This window comes from Allobaculum sp., from assembly GCF_047010065.1.
Lineage (GTDB): Bacteria > Bacillota_I > Bacilli_A > Erysipelotrichales > Erysipelotrichaceae > Allobaculum > Allobaculum fili.
Window position 1 is genome coordinate 1 of the sequence record NZ_JBKXLD010000002.1, and the last position, 16,194, is coordinate 16,194.

15 protein-coding genes are annotated in these 16,194 nt (G+C 53.9%); 1 reads left to right on the forward strand and 14 read right to left on the reverse strand.

What is annotated here, in order from left to right; genetic code table 11:
• Nucleotides 1-78 precede the first annotated feature (78 nt).
• The 11 genes from ACLUYS_RS00235 to murF all read right to left on the reverse strand — a co-directional run bounded on the left by ACLUYS_RS00235 (nt 79) and on the right by murF (nt 11,819).
• A complete protein-coding gene (locus ACLUYS_RS00235; protein WP_412658583.1) occupies nt 79-753 on the reverse strand; it encodes a 5'-methylthioadenosine/adenosylhomocysteine nucleosidase in 675 nt (224 codons plus the stop codon).
• A 123-nt stretch (nt 754-876) separates the two neighbouring features.
• Entirely contained in the window at nt 877-1,587 is a 711-nt protein-coding gene (locus ACLUYS_RS00240; protein ID WP_230267155.1) for a class I SAM-dependent DNA methyltransferase, read from the reverse strand.
• A 221-nt stretch (nt 1,588-1,808) separates the two neighbouring features.
• Entirely contained in the window at nt 1,809-2,144 is a 336-nt protein-coding gene (gene rsfS / locus ACLUYS_RS00245; RefSeq protein WP_230267154.1) for a ribosome silencing factor, read from the reverse strand.
• Nucleotides 2,131-3,180: a nicotinate (nicotinamide) nucleotide adenylyltransferase gene (nadD, locus tag ACLUYS_RS00250; protein WP_230267153.1), complete on the reverse strand. Its 1,050-nt coding sequence runs from the start codon at nt 3,178-3,180 to the stop codon at nt 2,131-2,133. The genes rsfS and nadD overlap by 14 nt, the downstream gene beginning before the upstream one ends.
• Entirely contained in the window at nt 3,180-3,467 is a 288-nt protein-coding gene (locus ACLUYS_RS00255) for a YhbY family RNA-binding protein (protein ID WP_230267152.1), read from the reverse strand. The genes nadD and ACLUYS_RS00255 overlap by 1 nt, the downstream gene beginning before the upstream one ends.
• Nucleotides 3,468-4,550 carry a GTPase gene (locus ACLUYS_RS00260; RefSeq protein WP_230267151.1) on the reverse strand — a complete coding sequence of 361 codons (1,083 nt, stop codon included), beginning with the start codon at nt 4,548-4,550 and terminating at the stop codon, nt 3,468-3,470.
• Nucleotides 4,534-5,067, reverse strand: a complete 534-nt coding sequence (locus tag ACLUYS_RS00265; RefSeq protein ID WP_230267150.1) for a YqeG family HAD IIIA-type phosphatase — start codon at nt 5,065-5,067, stop codon at nt 4,534-4,536. The genes ACLUYS_RS00260 and ACLUYS_RS00265 overlap by 17 nt, the downstream gene beginning before the upstream one ends.
• Nucleotides 5,068-5,075: 8 nt before the next feature.
• A complete protein-coding gene (locus tag ACLUYS_RS00270; protein WP_412658586.1) occupies nt 5,076-6,701 on the reverse strand; it encodes an NAD(P)/FAD-dependent oxidoreductase in 1,626 nt (541 codons plus the stop codon).
• Between the two features lie 75 nt (nt 6,702-6,776).
• Nucleotides 6,777-7,802, reverse strand: a complete 1,026-nt coding sequence (locus ACLUYS_RS00275; protein ID WP_412658588.1) for an acyltransferase family protein — start codon at nt 7,800-7,802, stop codon at nt 6,777-6,779.
• A 295-nt stretch (nt 7,803-8,097) separates the two neighbouring features.
• Nucleotides 8,098-9,408 (reverse strand): alanine racemase, encoded by a 1,311-nt coding sequence (alr, locus tag ACLUYS_RS00280; RefSeq protein WP_412658589.1) that lies wholly within the window; start codon nt 9,406-9,408, stop codon nt 8,098-8,100.
• Nucleotides 9,409-9,413: 5 nt separating this feature from the next.
• Nucleotides 9,414-11,819, reverse strand: a complete 2,406-nt coding sequence (gene murF, locus ACLUYS_RS00285) for a UDP-N-acetylmuramoyl-tripeptide--D-alanyl-D-alanine ligase (protein WP_369413419.1) — start codon at nt 11,817-11,819, stop codon at nt 9,414-9,416.
• A 491-nt stretch (nt 11,820-12,310) separates the two neighbouring features.
• Between murF and ACLUYS_RS00290 the strand changes: the two genes are divergently transcribed.
• Nucleotides 12,311-12,718, forward strand: a complete 408-nt coding sequence (locus ACLUYS_RS00290; RefSeq protein WP_230267146.1) for an HIT family protein — start codon at nt 12,311-12,313, stop codon at nt 12,716-12,718.
• Between the two features lie 173 nt (nt 12,719-12,891).
• Here ACLUYS_RS00290 and ACLUYS_RS00295 read toward each other — a convergent pair whose 3' ends face one another.
• The 3 genes from ACLUYS_RS00295 to ACLUYS_RS00305 form a co-directional block, all read right to left on the reverse strand.
• Nucleotides 12,892-14,877 (reverse strand): ATP-dependent DNA helicase RecG, encoded by a 1,986-nt coding sequence (locus ACLUYS_RS00295; RefSeq protein ID WP_288875713.1) that lies wholly within the window; start codon nt 14,875-14,877, stop codon nt 12,892-12,894.
• Complete coding sequence (locus tag ACLUYS_RS00300) at nt 14,874-15,731, reverse strand: hypothetical protein (protein WP_412658592.1); 858 nt, start codon at nt 15,729-15,731, stop codon at nt 14,874-14,876. Before ACLUYS_RS00300 ends, ACLUYS_RS00295 begins: the two co-directional genes overlap by 4 nt.
• A gap of 166 nt (nt 15,732-15,897) precedes the next feature.
• Nucleotides 15,898-16,194: hypothetical protein (locus ACLUYS_RS00305; RefSeq protein WP_412658593.1), on the reverse strand; the 297-nt coding region annotated here is incomplete at its 5' end.

A 16,194-nucleotide genomic window follows, 5' to 3' on the forward strand; every position in this document is an offset into this window, starting at 1 on the left:
ATTATCCCAAGGAGGCGGTCGAGAAAATACCCGTCTTTTATTTGACGCTTACTGTATTTCTATTGCATTTCCGTCTGCTTATCGGGTGCAGAACATTTTGACAAAGCGTCCCGCAGCCTGCGAGGACGATTCCACAAACGAGCTGAACTCTACCGGGTTGTCGGTGTGACCGACAATGTCGCTGAGCGTGCGGATGATCAGAAACGGCAGACCAAACTGGCTGGCGACCTGCGCGATCGCGCCGCCTTCCATTTCGCTGCACGCACTCTGCGGAAAGCGGGAAAACAGCTTTTTGAAGTCATCTTCATACGCCATGAACAGATCCTGCGTCGCCACAGAGCCTGTGGTATACGTCAGTCCCGCTTCTTTTGCGGCGGCTTCGGCGCGTTCGAGCAGGTCTCTGGATGCGGTGAACACTTTGCCGATTCCGTCTTTTCCGTCGATTGCCGACGTATCGTAATCGGCCTGAATGGCATAATCCGAGAAAACGAGTTCGCCGACGTGCTGGCCTTCTTTCAGGCCGCCCGCTACGCCGATCGAAAGCAGAGCATCGGGATGATAGTTTTCGCAAAGCAGCGTCGAAGCAATAGCCGCGGCGACTTTTCCGACGCCGGAAAGCGCGACAACGATTTCTTCATCGGCCAGATGGCCTTTGTAAAAGGCAGCTTCCGCAATTGTGCGGACTTCCACATCCGTCATCTGATCGGTAATCGCCTTCTGCTCCTGGGGCATGGCTGCGATAAATCCAAGCATGTTTTTCCTCCTTGCTTCGCAGAAGACTTTATAGCGCTTCTGCCTCGGGGATAAAGCCGGCGGCCTCTTCCATAAAAATTGCGAGACGCATGGCTTTATCGTATACGTCGAATCTGACTGGTGTTACTTAGCCGGTCTGGCTTTGCAGGCGATGAAATACTTTTCGCAGTCCTCGAGCGGGGCTTCGTTAAAGTCGCCGGAAAACTGGAGAATTTCAAAGTCTTCTTCGAGCATCTCTTTTAAATCCGTGTCGGAGAAGACCGTCTGCATGTGATGTTCTTCGACAGTGCGATCGTCAAAGTAGAAGGCGAAGTCCTGATAAATTTTATCGTCCTGCGCCGTGATCACCCACTGTACCTGCACGCCGTCATCAAATTCGCCGGCTTCTTCGTATTCTTCGGCAAACTCATCGAGACGGCAGAGCGAATGGCTGTCAAAAAGAAACAGACCGCCCTCGTTCAGATGCGCCCGCACTTCTTTTAAAAACGCGCGCACTTCGTCCTTGTCTTCAAGATAGTTGAACGAATCGCAAAAGCAGCCGATCATATCAAACCTGGACAGGCCGGACAGATCGCGCATATCGCCCTGTAAAAAGGTGATATTTTCGCTGCCGGGTTTGGCTTTTGCGGCATCGATCATGTTCTGGGAAAGATCGAGCGCCGTCACATCGTGCTGCTTGGCTAGTCGCTCGGTAATTTCCCCGCTGCCGCAGGCCAGTTCCAGAACCGTTTTGCCGGGATGGAACGATTCGATCCAGTCCACCCACTGGTCGGCCGCCTGATCGTCCTTGACGAGGGCGTCATAGTATCGGCCAAGTGTTTCATAAATTGCCATAGTCGTACCGCCTTCTGTTTAAGATCCGATTCTGCAGGAAACAGGGAGTCAGGACAGGCATTGAGCGCATCGAATGCGTCGAATCCATCGTACCCATCAAACGCATCGAATGCTTCAAACGCATCAGCGCCTCCCCCTGTCTGCAAAGCCGGATCGAACTTTGCTTCATGGTAAATGTGTCTTTACAAAAGCCGCCCTGCAGGCAAGGCGGCCAGGTGTCGTTATTCGTAACGGGTAACAGGGCATTCCTCATACAGGCGATCAAGCGAATACAGCTTTCTTTCCTCGCCGGTAAAGAGGTGGATGACGATATCCTTGAGGTCCACCAGAATCCATTTGGATTCCTGGCCGCCTTCCATGCGGACTTCGCCTTTCCAGCCGGCTTCGAACAGCCGGTCCTTAATATTCTGAGCAATGGCAAGATTCTGTTTGAGGTTGCCGGCCGAAGCGATGACCATCGTATCCATGAACGGTGTCATGGTGCGGGTATCGTACACTTCGATATCGGTTCCTTTTTTCTCGCTGATTGCCTTGAGTACAAGATCAAGTACGTCCATTTTTTTGTCTCTCCTTTTCGAGATAGGCTTTGTTTTCTGCTTTGACCAGCAGGAAACCATTATACAGATCATGCAGGCAGGCATGATAGAGGGCGCTGGAATCGTAGCCGCGCAGCGGATCGAGCTTGTCGCTGACAAACACGATCATCGCGTAAGGATCATAGCTCGTGCCTTTGACATGATTGGAAATTGCGTTGCGAATCACCGGATCGTACAGGCCGTAAATGCGCCACACAATTTCACTGCCGGCATAGCCGTGCCAGATGGCGTGGTGTTCCTGCAGGGCGGAGGGCGGAAACGCTGCCTTGACCCATTTGGCCTGTTCTTCCTTAGGAAGATCCTTGGCGATGTCATGAAAGAGTCCGATCAGCCACGCCTTGTGCTCATCGAGATGATGGGCTCTGGCAAGCTCCCGGCAAAGTCTGGCGACGCTGCAGGAATGGGCAAAGCGCGCCGGATCCATCTGCGGCTGGATCCAGGCCGGCAGATACAGTTCGTGATCGAGGCAGTACTGACGTACGCTCTCGGGCATGAGATTCAGACGAAATCCCGTACGAATCTGCGAAGAAGATACGTCGACCGGTTCCATGGACAGACGGATCATTCCGTAGTCCTTTTTCAGCAAGTCGAGCTGCTGCTGGCGGTCGGCGACCACAAAGTGCGCTTCCTTAAGCAGCTGCTGCCAGTCTTTCCATTCTTCAAACTGAGCGGCCTGATCGGCGCCGATCAGCCAGTAAAATTCAATATCGTCAAACTGCTTTTTCAGCGTTCGGATCGTATCGATCGTATAGCTGGTGCCGTTGCGCTTGAACTCCACGTCGCTGATGCGAAAGTGTTCGTTCTGCTGGCAGGCCAGCCGAAGCATGTTGAGTCGATGGACCGGATCGGTGAGTACCCGGTCTTTTAAAGGGGAAATCCGCGCGGGAACGAACCAGACTTCATCCGCGCCAAGCTGCTCTAATGCTGCATTGGCCATGGCAATATGGCCATTGTGTACGGGATCAAACGATCCGCCTAACAGAGCAACTTTTTTCATCAGAGAATCCCCGTCTTCTTATCCGGATTTCTGCGGTAAAGCGTAAAGGTGCGGCCGATAATCTGTACGATATCGCTTCCGGTCTGGCTGGCGCATTCAATCGCCGCCTCGCGGACCGAAATCGCGGCCGTCTTCTGCATCGTCACCTTGACGAGTTCGTGGGCTTCCAGATCGTTAGAAAGGCTTTCAAAGAGCGCTTCTGAAAGGTTTCCTTTTCCAATCTGGATCATGCTGGGGAGATTCATCGCCAGCGTTCTGAGTTTCTTTTTGTTCTGTGCGCTTAACATTTAAATCATCGCCTTTCGAAATGTAATCTGAATGCCCTTGTGGGCGTAAACCGTGATCGAGGAAATGTCCCCCGATACGCAGAACCATCCCAGTCCCTGGATGACTACATCCATTTTCTGACCGGGTTTGAGCTTTGGCGCATGCCATGCCTGCATCGTTTCCATCGAGTGATCGATGGCCGGCGAAAGCATCTCCATCAGATGCTCGTTCCACAGACGGTCGGCATCGCTTTTCTTGCCGCGGTGAATAGGCACGCCCGGGGAGAAGTAGCCGACAATGCTGGCCTTTTTCGAGCAGACCACGTCCATGCGCGCCAGTCCGCCGGCTGCAAAGGACTGATCTTCAAAAATCTGGCAGATGTAGGGCTTGATCGGCTTGACGGGGATCACGCTTTTGAGCATGTCCGCCGGCAGCCACGCCAGATACGACTTTGGATTTTCCAGACCCGGCGTATCGTACAGAATTCGATCGCGCCAGGGACGGGAAATCACGTCGAGGGTGGTTCCCGGGTTGCGGGAAATGGTCAGTTCCCTGCTGTGGAGCAGGCGGTTGACCAGAGTGGACTTGCCGGAGTTGGCGAGTCCCATGAAGATAACGTTTTTCTTTTCGCCCAGGCGGTCGGCCGTCTGGGAAATCGTTTCGAGAATTTCTTCGCTTTTTTCTGAGCCTTTGGTCATGTAGCCGGCAATCAGAATGTCTTCCACCTGAATGTTTTCTTCTTTCAGGCGGCGCGAAACGTAGCTTTTAATCTTTTCGTCGCTCAGCGTAACGGGCAGCACGTCCCGCTTGGTCAGAACCATGACCACGGGCTTGCCGGGAATCCGCTGGTTGAGGCGGCTGATCAGATTGCTTTCGAGATTGAACAGATCGACGGTCCAGAATACGATGCCGTCGAGTTCATTGACTTTTTTCAGGGTCTCTTCCGCCGCGATGCCCTGCTGCATGTTAATCGTCACATCGCCGTAGTGGCGAAGGCGGTAGCAGCGCTGGCAGTAATCGGCGTCCAGGGATGGCGTATAGCCTAAGGCTTTGGGGTCTTCATTCTGGAGCTTTACGCCGCACCCTTTACAGTATTCGGACATATCCGTCCCTCCGATCTATTTTGTGTTTCTTTTCGTAATACGTGTAGGCAGCATTTTCGAGGGCCCGCATGATCGAAGTATCCTTGCGTTCCGTCTCGGACAGTCTGCCGCATAAAATGGTATGCATGCCCGAAATTCGCCCGCAAAGCATATCGGTATACAGCTGATCGCCGACAATGGCGGCCTGACTGGCCCTGACGCTCCGCTTTTTTAAAAAGCGATGCACTTTATGGGGCAGCGGTTTCAGGCAGAACGTCAGCAGTTCGCCCGCGGGCCGGCCGCCCAGCACGTCTTCGACGTGCTTTTTCGTGTTGTTGGTCAGCAGCACGGGTTCAATGCCAGAGTGGCGCACGCGGCGCAGAAATGCCGCGGCTTCGTTGGAAATTTTCGTATCGCCGTATGCGGAAATTGTATTGTCGATGTCGACGAACAAAATCCGGATTCCGTCTTTTTTCAGCTGGCGGATATCCAGATCCAGATAGCGTCGAATGGATCGTTCGGGCAGCAGCAAAGTCATGGTTTTTCTCATTGTATAGGGGATTTTGAAGAATTGTCAAAACGCTCCATCAGGGCCATGGCACAGCGCAGACCATCGAGCGCGGAGGTCATAATGCCGCCGGAATAGCCGGCGCCTTCCCCGCAGGGATACAGACCGTATACGCTTGAAAGCAGGCTTTCCTTATCCCGGAATACGCGAATGGCACTGCTTGAACGGGTTTCCACACCCGTTAACAGTGCACCGTCCAGAAATCCCGGAATTTTTTCTTCAAAGGACAGCAGCGCTTCTTTTAAAGAGGAAGCGATCGGTGCCGGAAGCAGCGTCTGAAAATCCGTAAACACGGTCCCTAAGGGATACGTGGGCAGCACGCCTTCAAAATGGTCCGAGACGTTTCCCTGTACAAAATCGGAAGCGAGCTGAACCGGCGCCCGGTAGCTGTTCGACAGTTTCCAGGCCGCCTTTTCGAGCTGTTCCTGATAGTCGAGACCGGCGAACAGATCCGATCCGGTGTCGGTTTCATCGACTTGTACAAGAAGAGCCGCGTTGGCATTTTTGCCGCCTCGATCATGATAGCTCATTCCGTTGACAACAACCGTTTCCGGCGTGCTCGATGCCGCAATTACGTAGCCGCCCGGACACATGCAGAAGCTGTAGACGCCTTTTCCCGTCGAAGTTTTGGCGGTTACCTGATAGCGGGCCGGAATGAGCAGCGGATCCGTCGCGTGATCTTTCAGCATGGCCTGATCAATAAATTTCTGATCGTGTTCGATGCGCACGCCGATCGCAAACGGCTTGTTTTCCATCTGCACATGGCTTTTCGCCAGCATCCGCAGCGTATCGCCAGCCGAATGGCCGATCGCCGCAATCAGCGCCATGCAGCGAATCTGCAGGAAGTCCTCTTTTTCGTTCGAGTCGTTCAAATCCGAAGACACAATCAGATTCTCCAGACCCTTCTCCTTTAAAATTGCGCGGGCGTTTTGAATACCGGATCCCTTCAGGGTAATGGACTGCAGAACGTCGTGCCCATCTGGACCCGATTTCTCCAGACCAAGACCGGCCAGCCGGGTATGGAACAGGAACGTTCCGCCCAGCGATTCAATTTCCGCCCGGGCATTTTTCAAAATCGAAACAAAGCCGTCGGTACCGACATGAGGATGCTGCTCGTAAAGGATATTTTTATTAGCACCAAAGCGGACGAGTTCGTCAAAGATTTTTCGCGTGCGCAGATCCTTGGAGCGGGTCGTCAGCTTGCCGTCGGAAAAGGCGCCGGCGCCGCCCATGCCAAACTGCACGTTGCTTTCCGGATCGAGAACGCCTTCTTTCCAGAAGCGTTCGACATCTTTCTGCCGCTCTTCAATCGGCGCGCCGCGTTCAATAATAATCGGCTTGTACCCGTACTGCGCCAGAAGCAGCGCTGCGAAGAGACCCGCCGGCCCAAAGCCCGCAACGACCGGCCGTCCGGCCAGCGGCTCAGTACCCATCGCTTCAAAACGGAACGTTTCGTCGGGTGCGATCGTCACATCGCGGTTTTTGAGGTATTTCTTTTCGTGCCGCACTTCGGCATCGATCACAAAGGAAAAAAGGACCCTCTGTCCTCTGGCGTCCACGCTTTTGCGATGTACGGACCAGCTCAAAAGATCCTTTTTTGACATATTCAGTTTTTTCAGAAGCCGGGATTCAATTTCTTTTGGATCCTCACATTTTACCTGATGAATTCTAATCATAATTTAAACCAGCCATTTCAGCCACTCTGCCTTTTTCTGTCCTCTTACGATCAGCGTCGCCAGACCCTGCGAGCAGGCCAGCGTGCCCAGGTAAACCGCCAGATGCACATTGGGCATCAGCAGCAGAAGAATGCGGGCAAACAGAATGTGGCTGACGTAAATGCCGGTCGCTTCCTTGCGCATCGTCTTATACACCGGCTTGGACGGAAGGCGATAGCCGATGAGCATCTGCATCAGAAAATACATCGCCGGTACCAGCGTCAGGTACATGCAGCTTTTATCTGTCAGAACGCCCATCCAGGCATAGAGGGTTACTTCCAGTATCAGGCATACAAACGAGATCGCAAAGCCTGTCGCACTCGCCTGCAGCCGCATGCGGCGCAGCTTCGAAGCGCCCAGTCCGATCAGGACAAAGATCGGCGCAAAGAAGATACCATCGCGTACCGTACCGAGAAGCTTCAGGATAAATCCATAAATGACCGAGACAACCGGCAGGCCTTCCCACATGGGGCCAAAGCAGTTGACCAGCCAGCCAAACAGATAGAGCGCCAGACAGATCATGAGCGTATCCCGCATGCCCTTGCGCGTGTAGAGCCAGTACACAATGGCCAGTCCAAGCATCAGCGCCGGCAAAAACCACAGATGATAATAGGAACCGTTTAAAAAGAAGTCTCGGATCCAGCCAAGCAGGGCCGAGAAGGAAAAGCCGACGGACGCGTAGTTCCAGATCGTATACGGCAAATAAATGACCGTCCAGATGAGATAGAGAATGCCCAGACGCTTGAGCGTATGCATCAGCGCCTGACGGTTCTGCCCTTCATGACCGGGGGTACGATCGATTTTCTGAAGGAGAAAAAAGCTGCTGCAGACAAAAAACATCGGGACTGCCAGGCGGCAGATCGTGGCGATAAAAAACAGGTTGAAAGACTCTGAGATGTCCGCAAACGGGAACGTATGAATAGCGACCACCAGCAGAGCGCCAATATATTTTGCGATATCAATCGCCGGATATTCGCGTTTTGATTTCAAGACAGACCTCTCCTTTCAAAGCCGGAAGTCCTGGCGTCAAATCGGCAGGCTGCGGCTGTATAGGTGTGTATTGGGATGTAATCGCGTCCGAAAAGCGATGCGTTTTTCACGTAGAGTTTTCAGTCTGGCAAAAAAGAAGCCAAAACCGTTTACAGTTTAGCAGAAAAGCGAATCAAAGCACAAAAGCCGCCGCAAGCGGGAAACCGAATCGTTTTCCGCAGCGGCGGTCTGTTGTCTGGATTCAATACAGTATTCTTTCGTGCAGTCTGGATTCCATTCCATTCTTTTTAACTTTTTACGCGAGGTTTCCGTCTTCGTCGAAGTAGATGCGCTTGACGCGGCGGGTCAGAATGGAAAGCGTTTCGTTGTTGATCGTTCCGGCCTTGCGGCTGATTTCATCGACCTTGAGCACGTTATCCCCGTCCTGGCCGATCAGTACCGCTGTATCGCCGGCTTCGATGTCGTCAAATCCGGTGATATCGACCATGCACTGGTCCATGCAGATGTTGCCGACAATCGGAACGAGATGCCCGCGAATGGACACCATCAGGCCCTTGTTCGAACAGGCTCTCGACAGACCGTCCGCGTAGCCGATGGCCAGCGACGCGATCTGACGCGGACCGTGCGCCGTGTAGTGACGGCCGTAGGAAACGGTCGCCTGATCCGGGATCGTCTTGACCATGGACACTTTCGTCTTCAGCGAAAGAATCGGAACAAAGTCCGGCTGCGAAGCGATCGGCACTTCGTCATCGCTGGTAATGCCCATGTACAGCAGACCCGGGCGGCAGTAGTCGTAGCCGGCATCCATGTAGTTGAGAATGCCATAGGAGTTCTGAATGTGCCTGGCGCCGGTATCGTACCCTTTTTCCTGCAGGCGGAAAATCAGTTCGTCAAACAGCTTCATCTGCGAACGGGTAAACTTGCGGCTGTCGAAGGCGAGATCATCGCTGACGGGAAAATGCGAGAAAATGCCTTCAATCTGCAGACCGGGTAGTTCAAAGACTTCTACGAAGTCGTTAAAGTGCCGGGCATTGGCTTCGTAAAGCAGGCCGGTGCGGTTCATGCCCGTATCGGCTTTGACGTGTACGCGCATTTTCGTGCCGTGCGTCTGTCCGTAGTCGGAAAGCGCGTGCGCGAAATCCTTGGAGAGCGCGGACTGAATCAGATCGTATTCGATCAGTTCGTCAAAGCGGGAATTGGGCGTATAGCCAAGAATCAGGATTGGATCGCTGATGCCGGCTTTGCGCAGTTCAATGGCTTCGTCAATGCAGGCGACGGCGAAAAACTCCACGCCCGCTCGCTGCAGCGCCTTACCGCAGGCAACGGCGCCATGGCCATAGGCGTCGGCTTTGAGAATGCCGATGATATCGGTCTTGCCGCACAGACGGCGGACTTCTTCCATGTTATGACCAATCTGATCGAGACGGATTTCCGCCCAGGTGCGCAGCGGCGCGATCATGTCTGTATACGCCTGCGAGTCAAAATGGTTCACATAGGCGATCGCGCGCGCATCTTCAAACGCCGGCGTTTCGTTTTCCGGATTTCCTTGTACATCGGCAGCGGCAGTTTCCGCGTTTGGATTCAGAGTCTGGTTGAATTCGTTCATGCCCCTTATGCCTCGCGCTTCTTTACCATCGCCAGATCGACAAGTTCATCGATCAGCTGAGTGAAAGGACGTCCGGCTTTGGCCATCATGGTCGGATAGCGGCTGGTATCGGTGAATCCAGGAATGGTGTTGACTTCATTGAGCAGAATGCGGCCCGTGTCTTCAATAAACATATCCACGCGCGCCATATCGCGGCAGCACAGGGTACGGAACACTTTTTTCGCAAGCTCTCTGGCCTGTTCGGCTTTTTCGTGCGAAATGCGGGCCGGGCAGTAAATGGCGGAATCTTTCATAGCGTACTTGCCTTCGAAATCGAAGACTTTGCTCTTCATTTCGATTTCATCGATCTCGCCGGCGAACAGCGTCTGATCGCCCATGACCGCGCAGCCGATTTCAAAGCCCTGAATGGCTTTTTCCACGAGAATCTTGCCGCGGCCGTCGTATTTGAAGGCGTCTTTTACTGCCTTTTCGTACTGGTCTTCGTTTTCCACGAACGCTACGCCATAGGAGCTGCCGGCGTTGCACGGCTTAATGATCCACGGCAGTTCGATCTGTGCACGCACTTCGTCAAAGGAAGGCAGCGGATCGCGTTCGTTAATGCAGATGTATTCTGCAGCCGGAATGCCGGCCTGATCGCACAGGCGGTGCATGACTTCCTTGTCCATGCAGATGGCAGCGCCCAGAATGTCGCAGCCGACGCAGGGCAGATCAAACATCTGCAGCATGCCGGCGATGGCGCCGTCTTCTCCATTTTTGCCGTGGAGAACCGGGAAGCAGACATCGAGATCGATCGTCTCCTTCGTCTCAAAGTCATAAATGCCTTTGTTTACCCAGGCGATTGGACGGGCCTGCGCCATCCATTCATCGTGTTCGATGGCGGACGCGTCGCCCAGGTAGCGATAAAACTTTCCGTCGCGGGAAATGCCGATCAGCGTCGTTTCATAACGTTCTGTATTCAGAGAGCGCAAAAAGGAAGCCGCGGAATGAAGAGAAACGGAGTACTCACTGCTCTGTCCTCCAAAAAGAATGCCAAGACGAATCTTTTTCATGTTTTCTCCTTCCAGACAGCCCTGAATTACATCTTCCATGTGCATGCTTCGGCTGCCTTTGACCAGAATGGCCGCATCAAGCTGATCCAGTTTGCGAACGGCCCGGATCATGTCGATCTTGTTTTCAAAATGAACCTTGTATCCGTCAAAGCCGTCGTGTACGGCTTTGGAAAGCGGACCCCAGGTGTAAAGCCGGTCCACGCCCAGCTGGCTTGCGTATTCGCCGATCTGGCGGTGGAGTTCCTGCTCCGTACTGCCCAGATCGAGCATGTCGCTCAGTACGGCGACGTGGACTTTGGCGGGAATCTGCATCAGCGCATCGAGCGCGGCTCTTGCGGATTCCGGGTTGGATTTATACGTATCGTCAAAGAGCGAAGCCTGTCCGAACGGACGAATCTGTCCGCGCATAGGCGTCAGCTCAGTTTCTTCAATAGCCTTGGACCAGAGATCCTTTCGAATCTCGCCGGCTCTTGCCGCCAGAAGGGCGGCTGTCGCGTTGTCCGCCTGAACCGGATTGGCACAGCGAACGACATAGGTATCGCTGCCAAGGCTTGGCAGCGTAAAGGAAAAGCCGTGCCGGGTCATCTGCAGATTTTCAGGCGCAAAGTCTGTGCCCTCTCCAAAGGCGACCAGCTGCCAGGTCGGATCGAGCGGCTGATCAGCGAGGACTTTAACGAGTTCAGGCGAAGCGGCGTTATAGACCAGCGTACCAAACGGTTTGAGCGAACTCAGGATTTCGCATTTGGCCGCGGCGATGTTTTCAATGGAGCCCAGATTTTCCATATGGGCCGAACCAATGGACGCGATAATTGCGATATCGAGCGGCGCGATGGTGCACAAATAGGCGATTTCGCCTTTGTTTTCCATGCCCATTTCCAGAATCAGCACTTCCGTATCGATCGGCATTTCACAGATCGTCAGCGGCAGACCGATTTCCGTATTGCGGTTGCCCTGCGTTTTCCATGTTTTCTTCGTCGTTCCAAAAAGGGAGGCGCAGAAATCCTTGGTCGAAGTTTTTCCGTTGCTTCCGGTTACGCCGACCACCATCGGATCGACTTCCATCAGCCAGCCGCGGGCAATTTTTCCAAAGGCTTCGACGACATCATCCACCTCAATGAGCGGCAGATCTTCGGGCTTTCCAGGATGGCCTTTTTTCCACAGCATTCCGGCTGCGCCGGCCTTTTTCACGTCTTTGGCAAACGCGTGGCCGTCGCTGCGGGCACCGATCAGCGGCACAAAAAGCATGCCTTCCTTTACGGCACGCGAATCCGATGCGGCGCCGGTGAAGGAAGCTGTCCCGTCTGTATGGAATAAACGGCCGCCGCAAAGCGAGGCAGCCTGGGAAAATGTCATATTGATCATGGTAAAAATCCTCGTCTGAAATTATAGCAACCGTTCCGCCATCCGGCAAAAATACAGCCGTACACACGAAAAACCGCTTACCCATCGTACAGGAACTGCATCCCATACTCCCGGGATGAGCCCGTTCTCCAGGCAGGATCCTCATTTTTCACGAAACGGTTTCCTTTCTGTACTACATTCATATTTTATGGGATTGGCTGTGTGGGAAACGGGTTTCCCGAGGGCTTTGGCCCCCACCGCGGCGGGCAAAACACGGTTTCTGAACCGTTTGTGATGGGGGAATCATACATTTCTGGTTTGAACAGTGGGCCAATGTGCTACAATTTGAACGGCAGAGCTGCCCACGGCTTTGTCGTTATGTATCGAATATCCGCGATATTCATACAGTTAGTCCCCTTATGAAGAGTCAGGCCTCCCCTTAGCCTGGCTTTTCACTTGTTCAGTGATATGCCGCACGTTTTCGCGGTCAGGAAAGGAGCTTTGTCTCGTTTATGGATTGCCTGTTCTGTTCCATTTCTCAAGGAGAGATCCCCTCTTCTACTTTATATGAGGATGAAGATGTCCGCGTGATTCTTGACATCAATCCGGCTGCTCTCGGCCACGCCCTCGTCATCCCCAAAACGCATGTGCCCTCGCTTCTCGAAGCCGACGATGCGCTGCTCGCCAAAGTCTTTTCCGTTGCCCGTCAGGTCGGCAACCGTCAGATCGAAGTTCTCGGTGCCGACGGCGTCAACATTTTCGCCAACTGCCGCGAAGCCGCCGGTCAGACGATCGACCATTTCCACGTGCATGTCGTTCCGCGCTATGCCGGCAGCCCCGAAAAGGACGTTCTGTCCATTTCGCAGGGCGAACTGGAAAAGCCGGATTTTGAAGCACTCGTCGAAAAGCTTTCCTTTTAAGGTTCGCCTGCAGTCCAGACTTCGCTTACAGACTTTATTTTGACTTCACTTATTTTGAAGTCTCGCTTTATTGAAAAATCAGAAAAGGTGCCGCGATCCGGCTTTCCTGCCCTTGCAGGACAGGCGCTGGATCACGGCATCTTTTTGTCTGGCTTGAAGCGGTCTTGTCTGGATCAGTCGAGATAGGCGCTTTTCGCGTTGGCTTTTTCGATCGCGCGAAGCATGTTGTGATTTTGCATATCTTCAGGATGATCAAGAATTTCCTGCGCGTCGCGCGCGCAGATTTCCATCATTTTCAGATCCGTGCTGGCATCGCCCAGAATGAACGCCGGCAGTCCCGACTGGCGGGTTCCTAACAAGTCGCCCGGACCGCGCAGCTGCAGATCGAGTCTGGCCAGTTCGAACCCGTCATCGATGCGCTCCAGAGCGGAAAGCCGTTCTCTGGCCTGCGGCGTTTTGGACGAACTCAGCAGATAACATTCCCCCTGCAGCGTGCCTCTCGCGCAGCGGCCGCGCAGCTGATGCAAAGTGGAAAGGCCGAAGCGATGCGCATCGTAAATGACCATCATCGTCGCGTTGGACACGTCGATGCCGACTTCAATAACTGTCGTGGAGACAAGAATCTGAATTTCGCCAGCCGCAAAGGCAGCCATGACGCCTTCTTTCTGTTCGGCTTTCATCTTTCCATGAAGCAGACCGATCGTGCAGCGGTCTTTCAGAACCGAAGACATGCCTTCGTAAATCGACTCTGCGCTGTGCAGATCCATTTCTCCGCAGTCTTCGACAGCCGGCGTCACCACGTAAACCTGCCGGCCTTCCTTTTCGATGCCTTCCAGAATACGGCCAAGTACCGGTTTCATGGATGAACTGTAAAAGGCGCGTGTGAGCACCGGCTTGCGGCCGGGCGGCTTGGTCTTAATTGTCGAAAGATCGATATCGCCGTACAAAAAGTGGGCCGCGGTACGCGGAATCGGCGTCGCGCTTAACAGAAGCACGTCGGCTTCGACGCCTTTTTCGATAAGAGCCCGGCGCTGCCGGACGCCGAAGCGATGCTGCTCATCCGCAATGACAAGACCCAGGGATTCAAATTCGACCCCTTCCTGAAAGAGCGCGTGCGTGCCGACCACGACGGAAATTTTCCCGTCTTTCAGATCCTTGAGAATCTTTTTCTTTTCCCGGACTTTCAGAGAGCCGCAGTACAGTCCGGCTTCAATGCCCATCGACTGCAGGGTGGACAAATGCTGGCGGGCAAGCAGTTCCGTCGGCGCCAGCAGCGCCGCCTGCTTGCCGGAAAGCGCACATGCGTACAGGCTGAGCGCGGCAACCACGGTTTTTCCGCAGCCGACATCGCCCTGCACCAGACGGTACATGACCCGGTCCCGTCCCAGATCCGAAAGAATTTCGTTTAGAACGGTGCTCTGATCTTTGCTGAGAACAAAGGGCAGGGCGTCGATTTTTTCCTGTATGAGCGAATGATCAAAAATGCGGCCCGTTTTTTTCGGCCGTTCAGCCTGGGCCAGTCTGGCCGCGTGAAAGCACAGAAACTCTTCGTACTTCAAAGCCCGTACGCCCTGCGCCAGCTCGGCTTCATCTTTTGGCCGGTGCACCATGGCCAGCGCCCGTTTTAAGGACGGCAGACGGTACTTTTCGCGCAGACGCTGCGGGATGCGGTCGTCAATCTGATCCGCATACGGCAAAGCCTTTTTCATCAGCCGGATCATCGTATCGCGCCGCGTTTTTACGGGAAGCGAATAGACAGGATACAGCTGCAGGCCCTCTTCCAGACTTTGAAAGCTGGTCCACGTCGCCCGCACTTTATGCTCTCTGGTCCACGTGCCGCAGACGGTAATCGTCTTGCCGGGCGGAAACTGGGGATAGTAGCCCTGAAAAAAAACGGAGACATCGATTTGCTGTCCCCAGGCCGAAACGAAAAAGCGGACAACGCCCTTTTTCATGCCGGTCATATGCGGATTTTCACTGCGCAAAATCTCGCCGCAAAACAGAACTTCTTCTCCTTCCTGCCACTGTTCGATGGGCAGAATCGGGATATAGCGAATCGGATACGTCTGTAAAAGTTCTTCCAGACTGCCGATCTTCTTTCGCTCCAGAAAGCTTTTCTGCGTCGGACTGAGCCGGAGCAGCTCCAGACCCGTACTCATTTGCGATCCCCTTTGCGCGAACACCGCGGTTTCCCGTTTTTCGAACTATCCGCTCCAGTGTCTGACTCGCTCAGTTTTCCCTGCCACGCCAGAACGTACGCCGACAAAATCACCACCGCGACAAACTGCACACCATAGCCGATCCATAAAGCCGGGGGCAGAGATCCGTTCTGGGCAAAGAGAAGAAGCAGGAGCGAGCAGCCCGGCTCGCCAAGCGAAACGAGCGTCGCAAACAGACGGGCGAACGCCCCGGTCGATACGGTGCAGAGCGGTCCGCCTAAAAACAGATCGGCAAGCCACAGAAGCAGAAACAGGGCCAGCCAGACGCTGATCCGTTTCGCAGGCGCCTTCTGAAACAGCGTTGCTATCGTCGAAAACAGATCGCTCCAGCTTTTTGCTCCCGTATACACCGCCTGAAAAAAGACGATCAAGCCAGGCAGCACAAAGAAGATGGCCAGAATGCCCAGGACGTTGCCGAAGCCTTCCACGATCGGCGAAGCGGCATAACTGAGCGGTTCCAGAACAAACGAAACGAGCCACGCCACAAAAAGCGAACCGAGTCCGGCCCGGCCAAGACTTCGCCCGGAATATGCGCCTTCTTTTTTCCCCCAGATCCAGACGCATACGCCATACAGACCGATGCCATATCCCGTAAGCAGAAGAATTCGCAGCAGCGTCGCCATCATCCCGGAAAGTGCAAGCGTACCCAGAAAAAGCTGGGTATAGGCCAGCCCATAAATAAGCGAGAGGGCGGACAGCGCCACAATCGGGCCGATCAGCGTACGAAAAGAAACAGAAGGCAGTCCTTTTTTCCCGGACGATTTAAATTGTGAATTTGGAAAAGAATGTTTCATAAATACTCCTCCTGTCTCTTTCGGTACCCCCTGCAAGACGACCAAATCTCTGGCTGCAGATCTGGCCATGCCGTTTTGGAAAACGGGAATGCGCTCCCTGGGTTTTACGGGATTTGAATCGCAGGACGTTTTCGCCAGTCGCTATATTTTCAATTCCGTCCGAATTTCAGTCGATCTTCGAATCTGTGTTTTCCGGCTCTGCAGGTTCAGCTTCCTCTGCCTGTAGCGGCTCTGCATCCTGGTCAGATGTCACGCGTTCGCTGGCCTGTTCGGCGCTGATCTCTTCCCATTCCCCTTTTTCCGGTTCGATTTCTTCGGTCTCTTCTTGTACAGGGCGAGCGGCAAAGAAACTGCGCAGGAACGTGCCAAAGCGGCCGGATTTGCGCGGGCGATCCGGGGAAAGACGATCCGCGCTTTCTTTCGCCTGCTGCTCAAGACGCGTCTGTGTCTTTTCCATACTTTC

What these genes read in the sequence shown, in the direction of transcription:
- ACLUYS_RS00240 (WP_230267155.1), bottom strand. Translation starts at nt 1,587, where the DNA reads ATGGCAATTTATGAAACACTTGGCCGATACTATGACGCCCTCGTCAAG.
- ACLUYS_RS00255 (WP_230267152.1), bottom strand. Translation starts at nt 3,467, where the DNA reads ATGTTAAGCGCACAGAACAAAAAGAAACTCAGAACGCTGGCGATGAAT.
- nadD (WP_230267153.1), bottom strand. Translation starts at nt 3,180, where the DNA reads ATGAAAAAAGTTGCTCTGTTAGGCGGATCGTTTGATCCCGTACACAAT.
- rsfS (WP_230267154.1), bottom strand. Translation starts at nt 2,144, where the DNA reads ATGGACGTACTTGATCTTGTACTCAAGGCAATCAGCGAGAAAAAAGGA.
- ACLUYS_RS00260 (WP_230267151.1), bottom strand. Translation starts at nt 4,550, where the DNA reads ATGTCCGAATACTGTAAAGGGTGCGGCGTAAAGCTCCAGAATGAAGAC.
- ACLUYS_RS00270 (WP_412658586.1), bottom strand. Translation starts at nt 6,701, where the DNA reads ATGTCAAAAAAGGATCTTTTGAGCTGGTCCGTACATCGCAAAAGCGTG.
- ACLUYS_RS00295 (WP_288875713.1), bottom strand. Translation starts at nt 14,877, where the DNA reads ATGAGTACGGGTCTGGAGCTGCTCCGGCTCAGTCCGACGCAGAAAAGC.
- ACLUYS_RS00265 (WP_230267150.1), bottom strand. Translation starts at nt 5,067, where the DNA reads ATGACTTTGCTGCTGCCCGAACGATCCATTCGACGCTATCTGGATCTG.
- murF (WP_369413419.1), bottom strand. Translation starts at nt 11,819, where the DNA reads ATGATCAATATGACATTTTCCCAGGCTGCCTCGCTTTGCGGCGGCCGT.
- alr (WP_412658589.1), bottom strand. Translation starts at nt 9,408, where the DNA reads ATGAACGAATTCAACCAGACTCTGAATCCAAACGCGGAAACTGCCGCT.
- ACLUYS_RS00290 (WP_230267146.1), top strand. Translation starts at nt 12,311, where the DNA reads ATGGATTGCCTGTTCTGTTCCATTTCTCAAGGAGAGATCCCCTCTTCT.
- ACLUYS_RS00235 (WP_412658583.1), bottom strand. Translation starts at nt 753, where the DNA reads ATGCTTGGATTTATCGCAGCCATGCCCCAGGAGCAGAAGGCGATTACC.
- ACLUYS_RS00300 (WP_412658592.1), bottom strand. Translation starts at nt 15,731, where the DNA reads ATGAAACATTCTTTTCCAAATTCACAATTTAAATCGTCCGGGAAAAAA.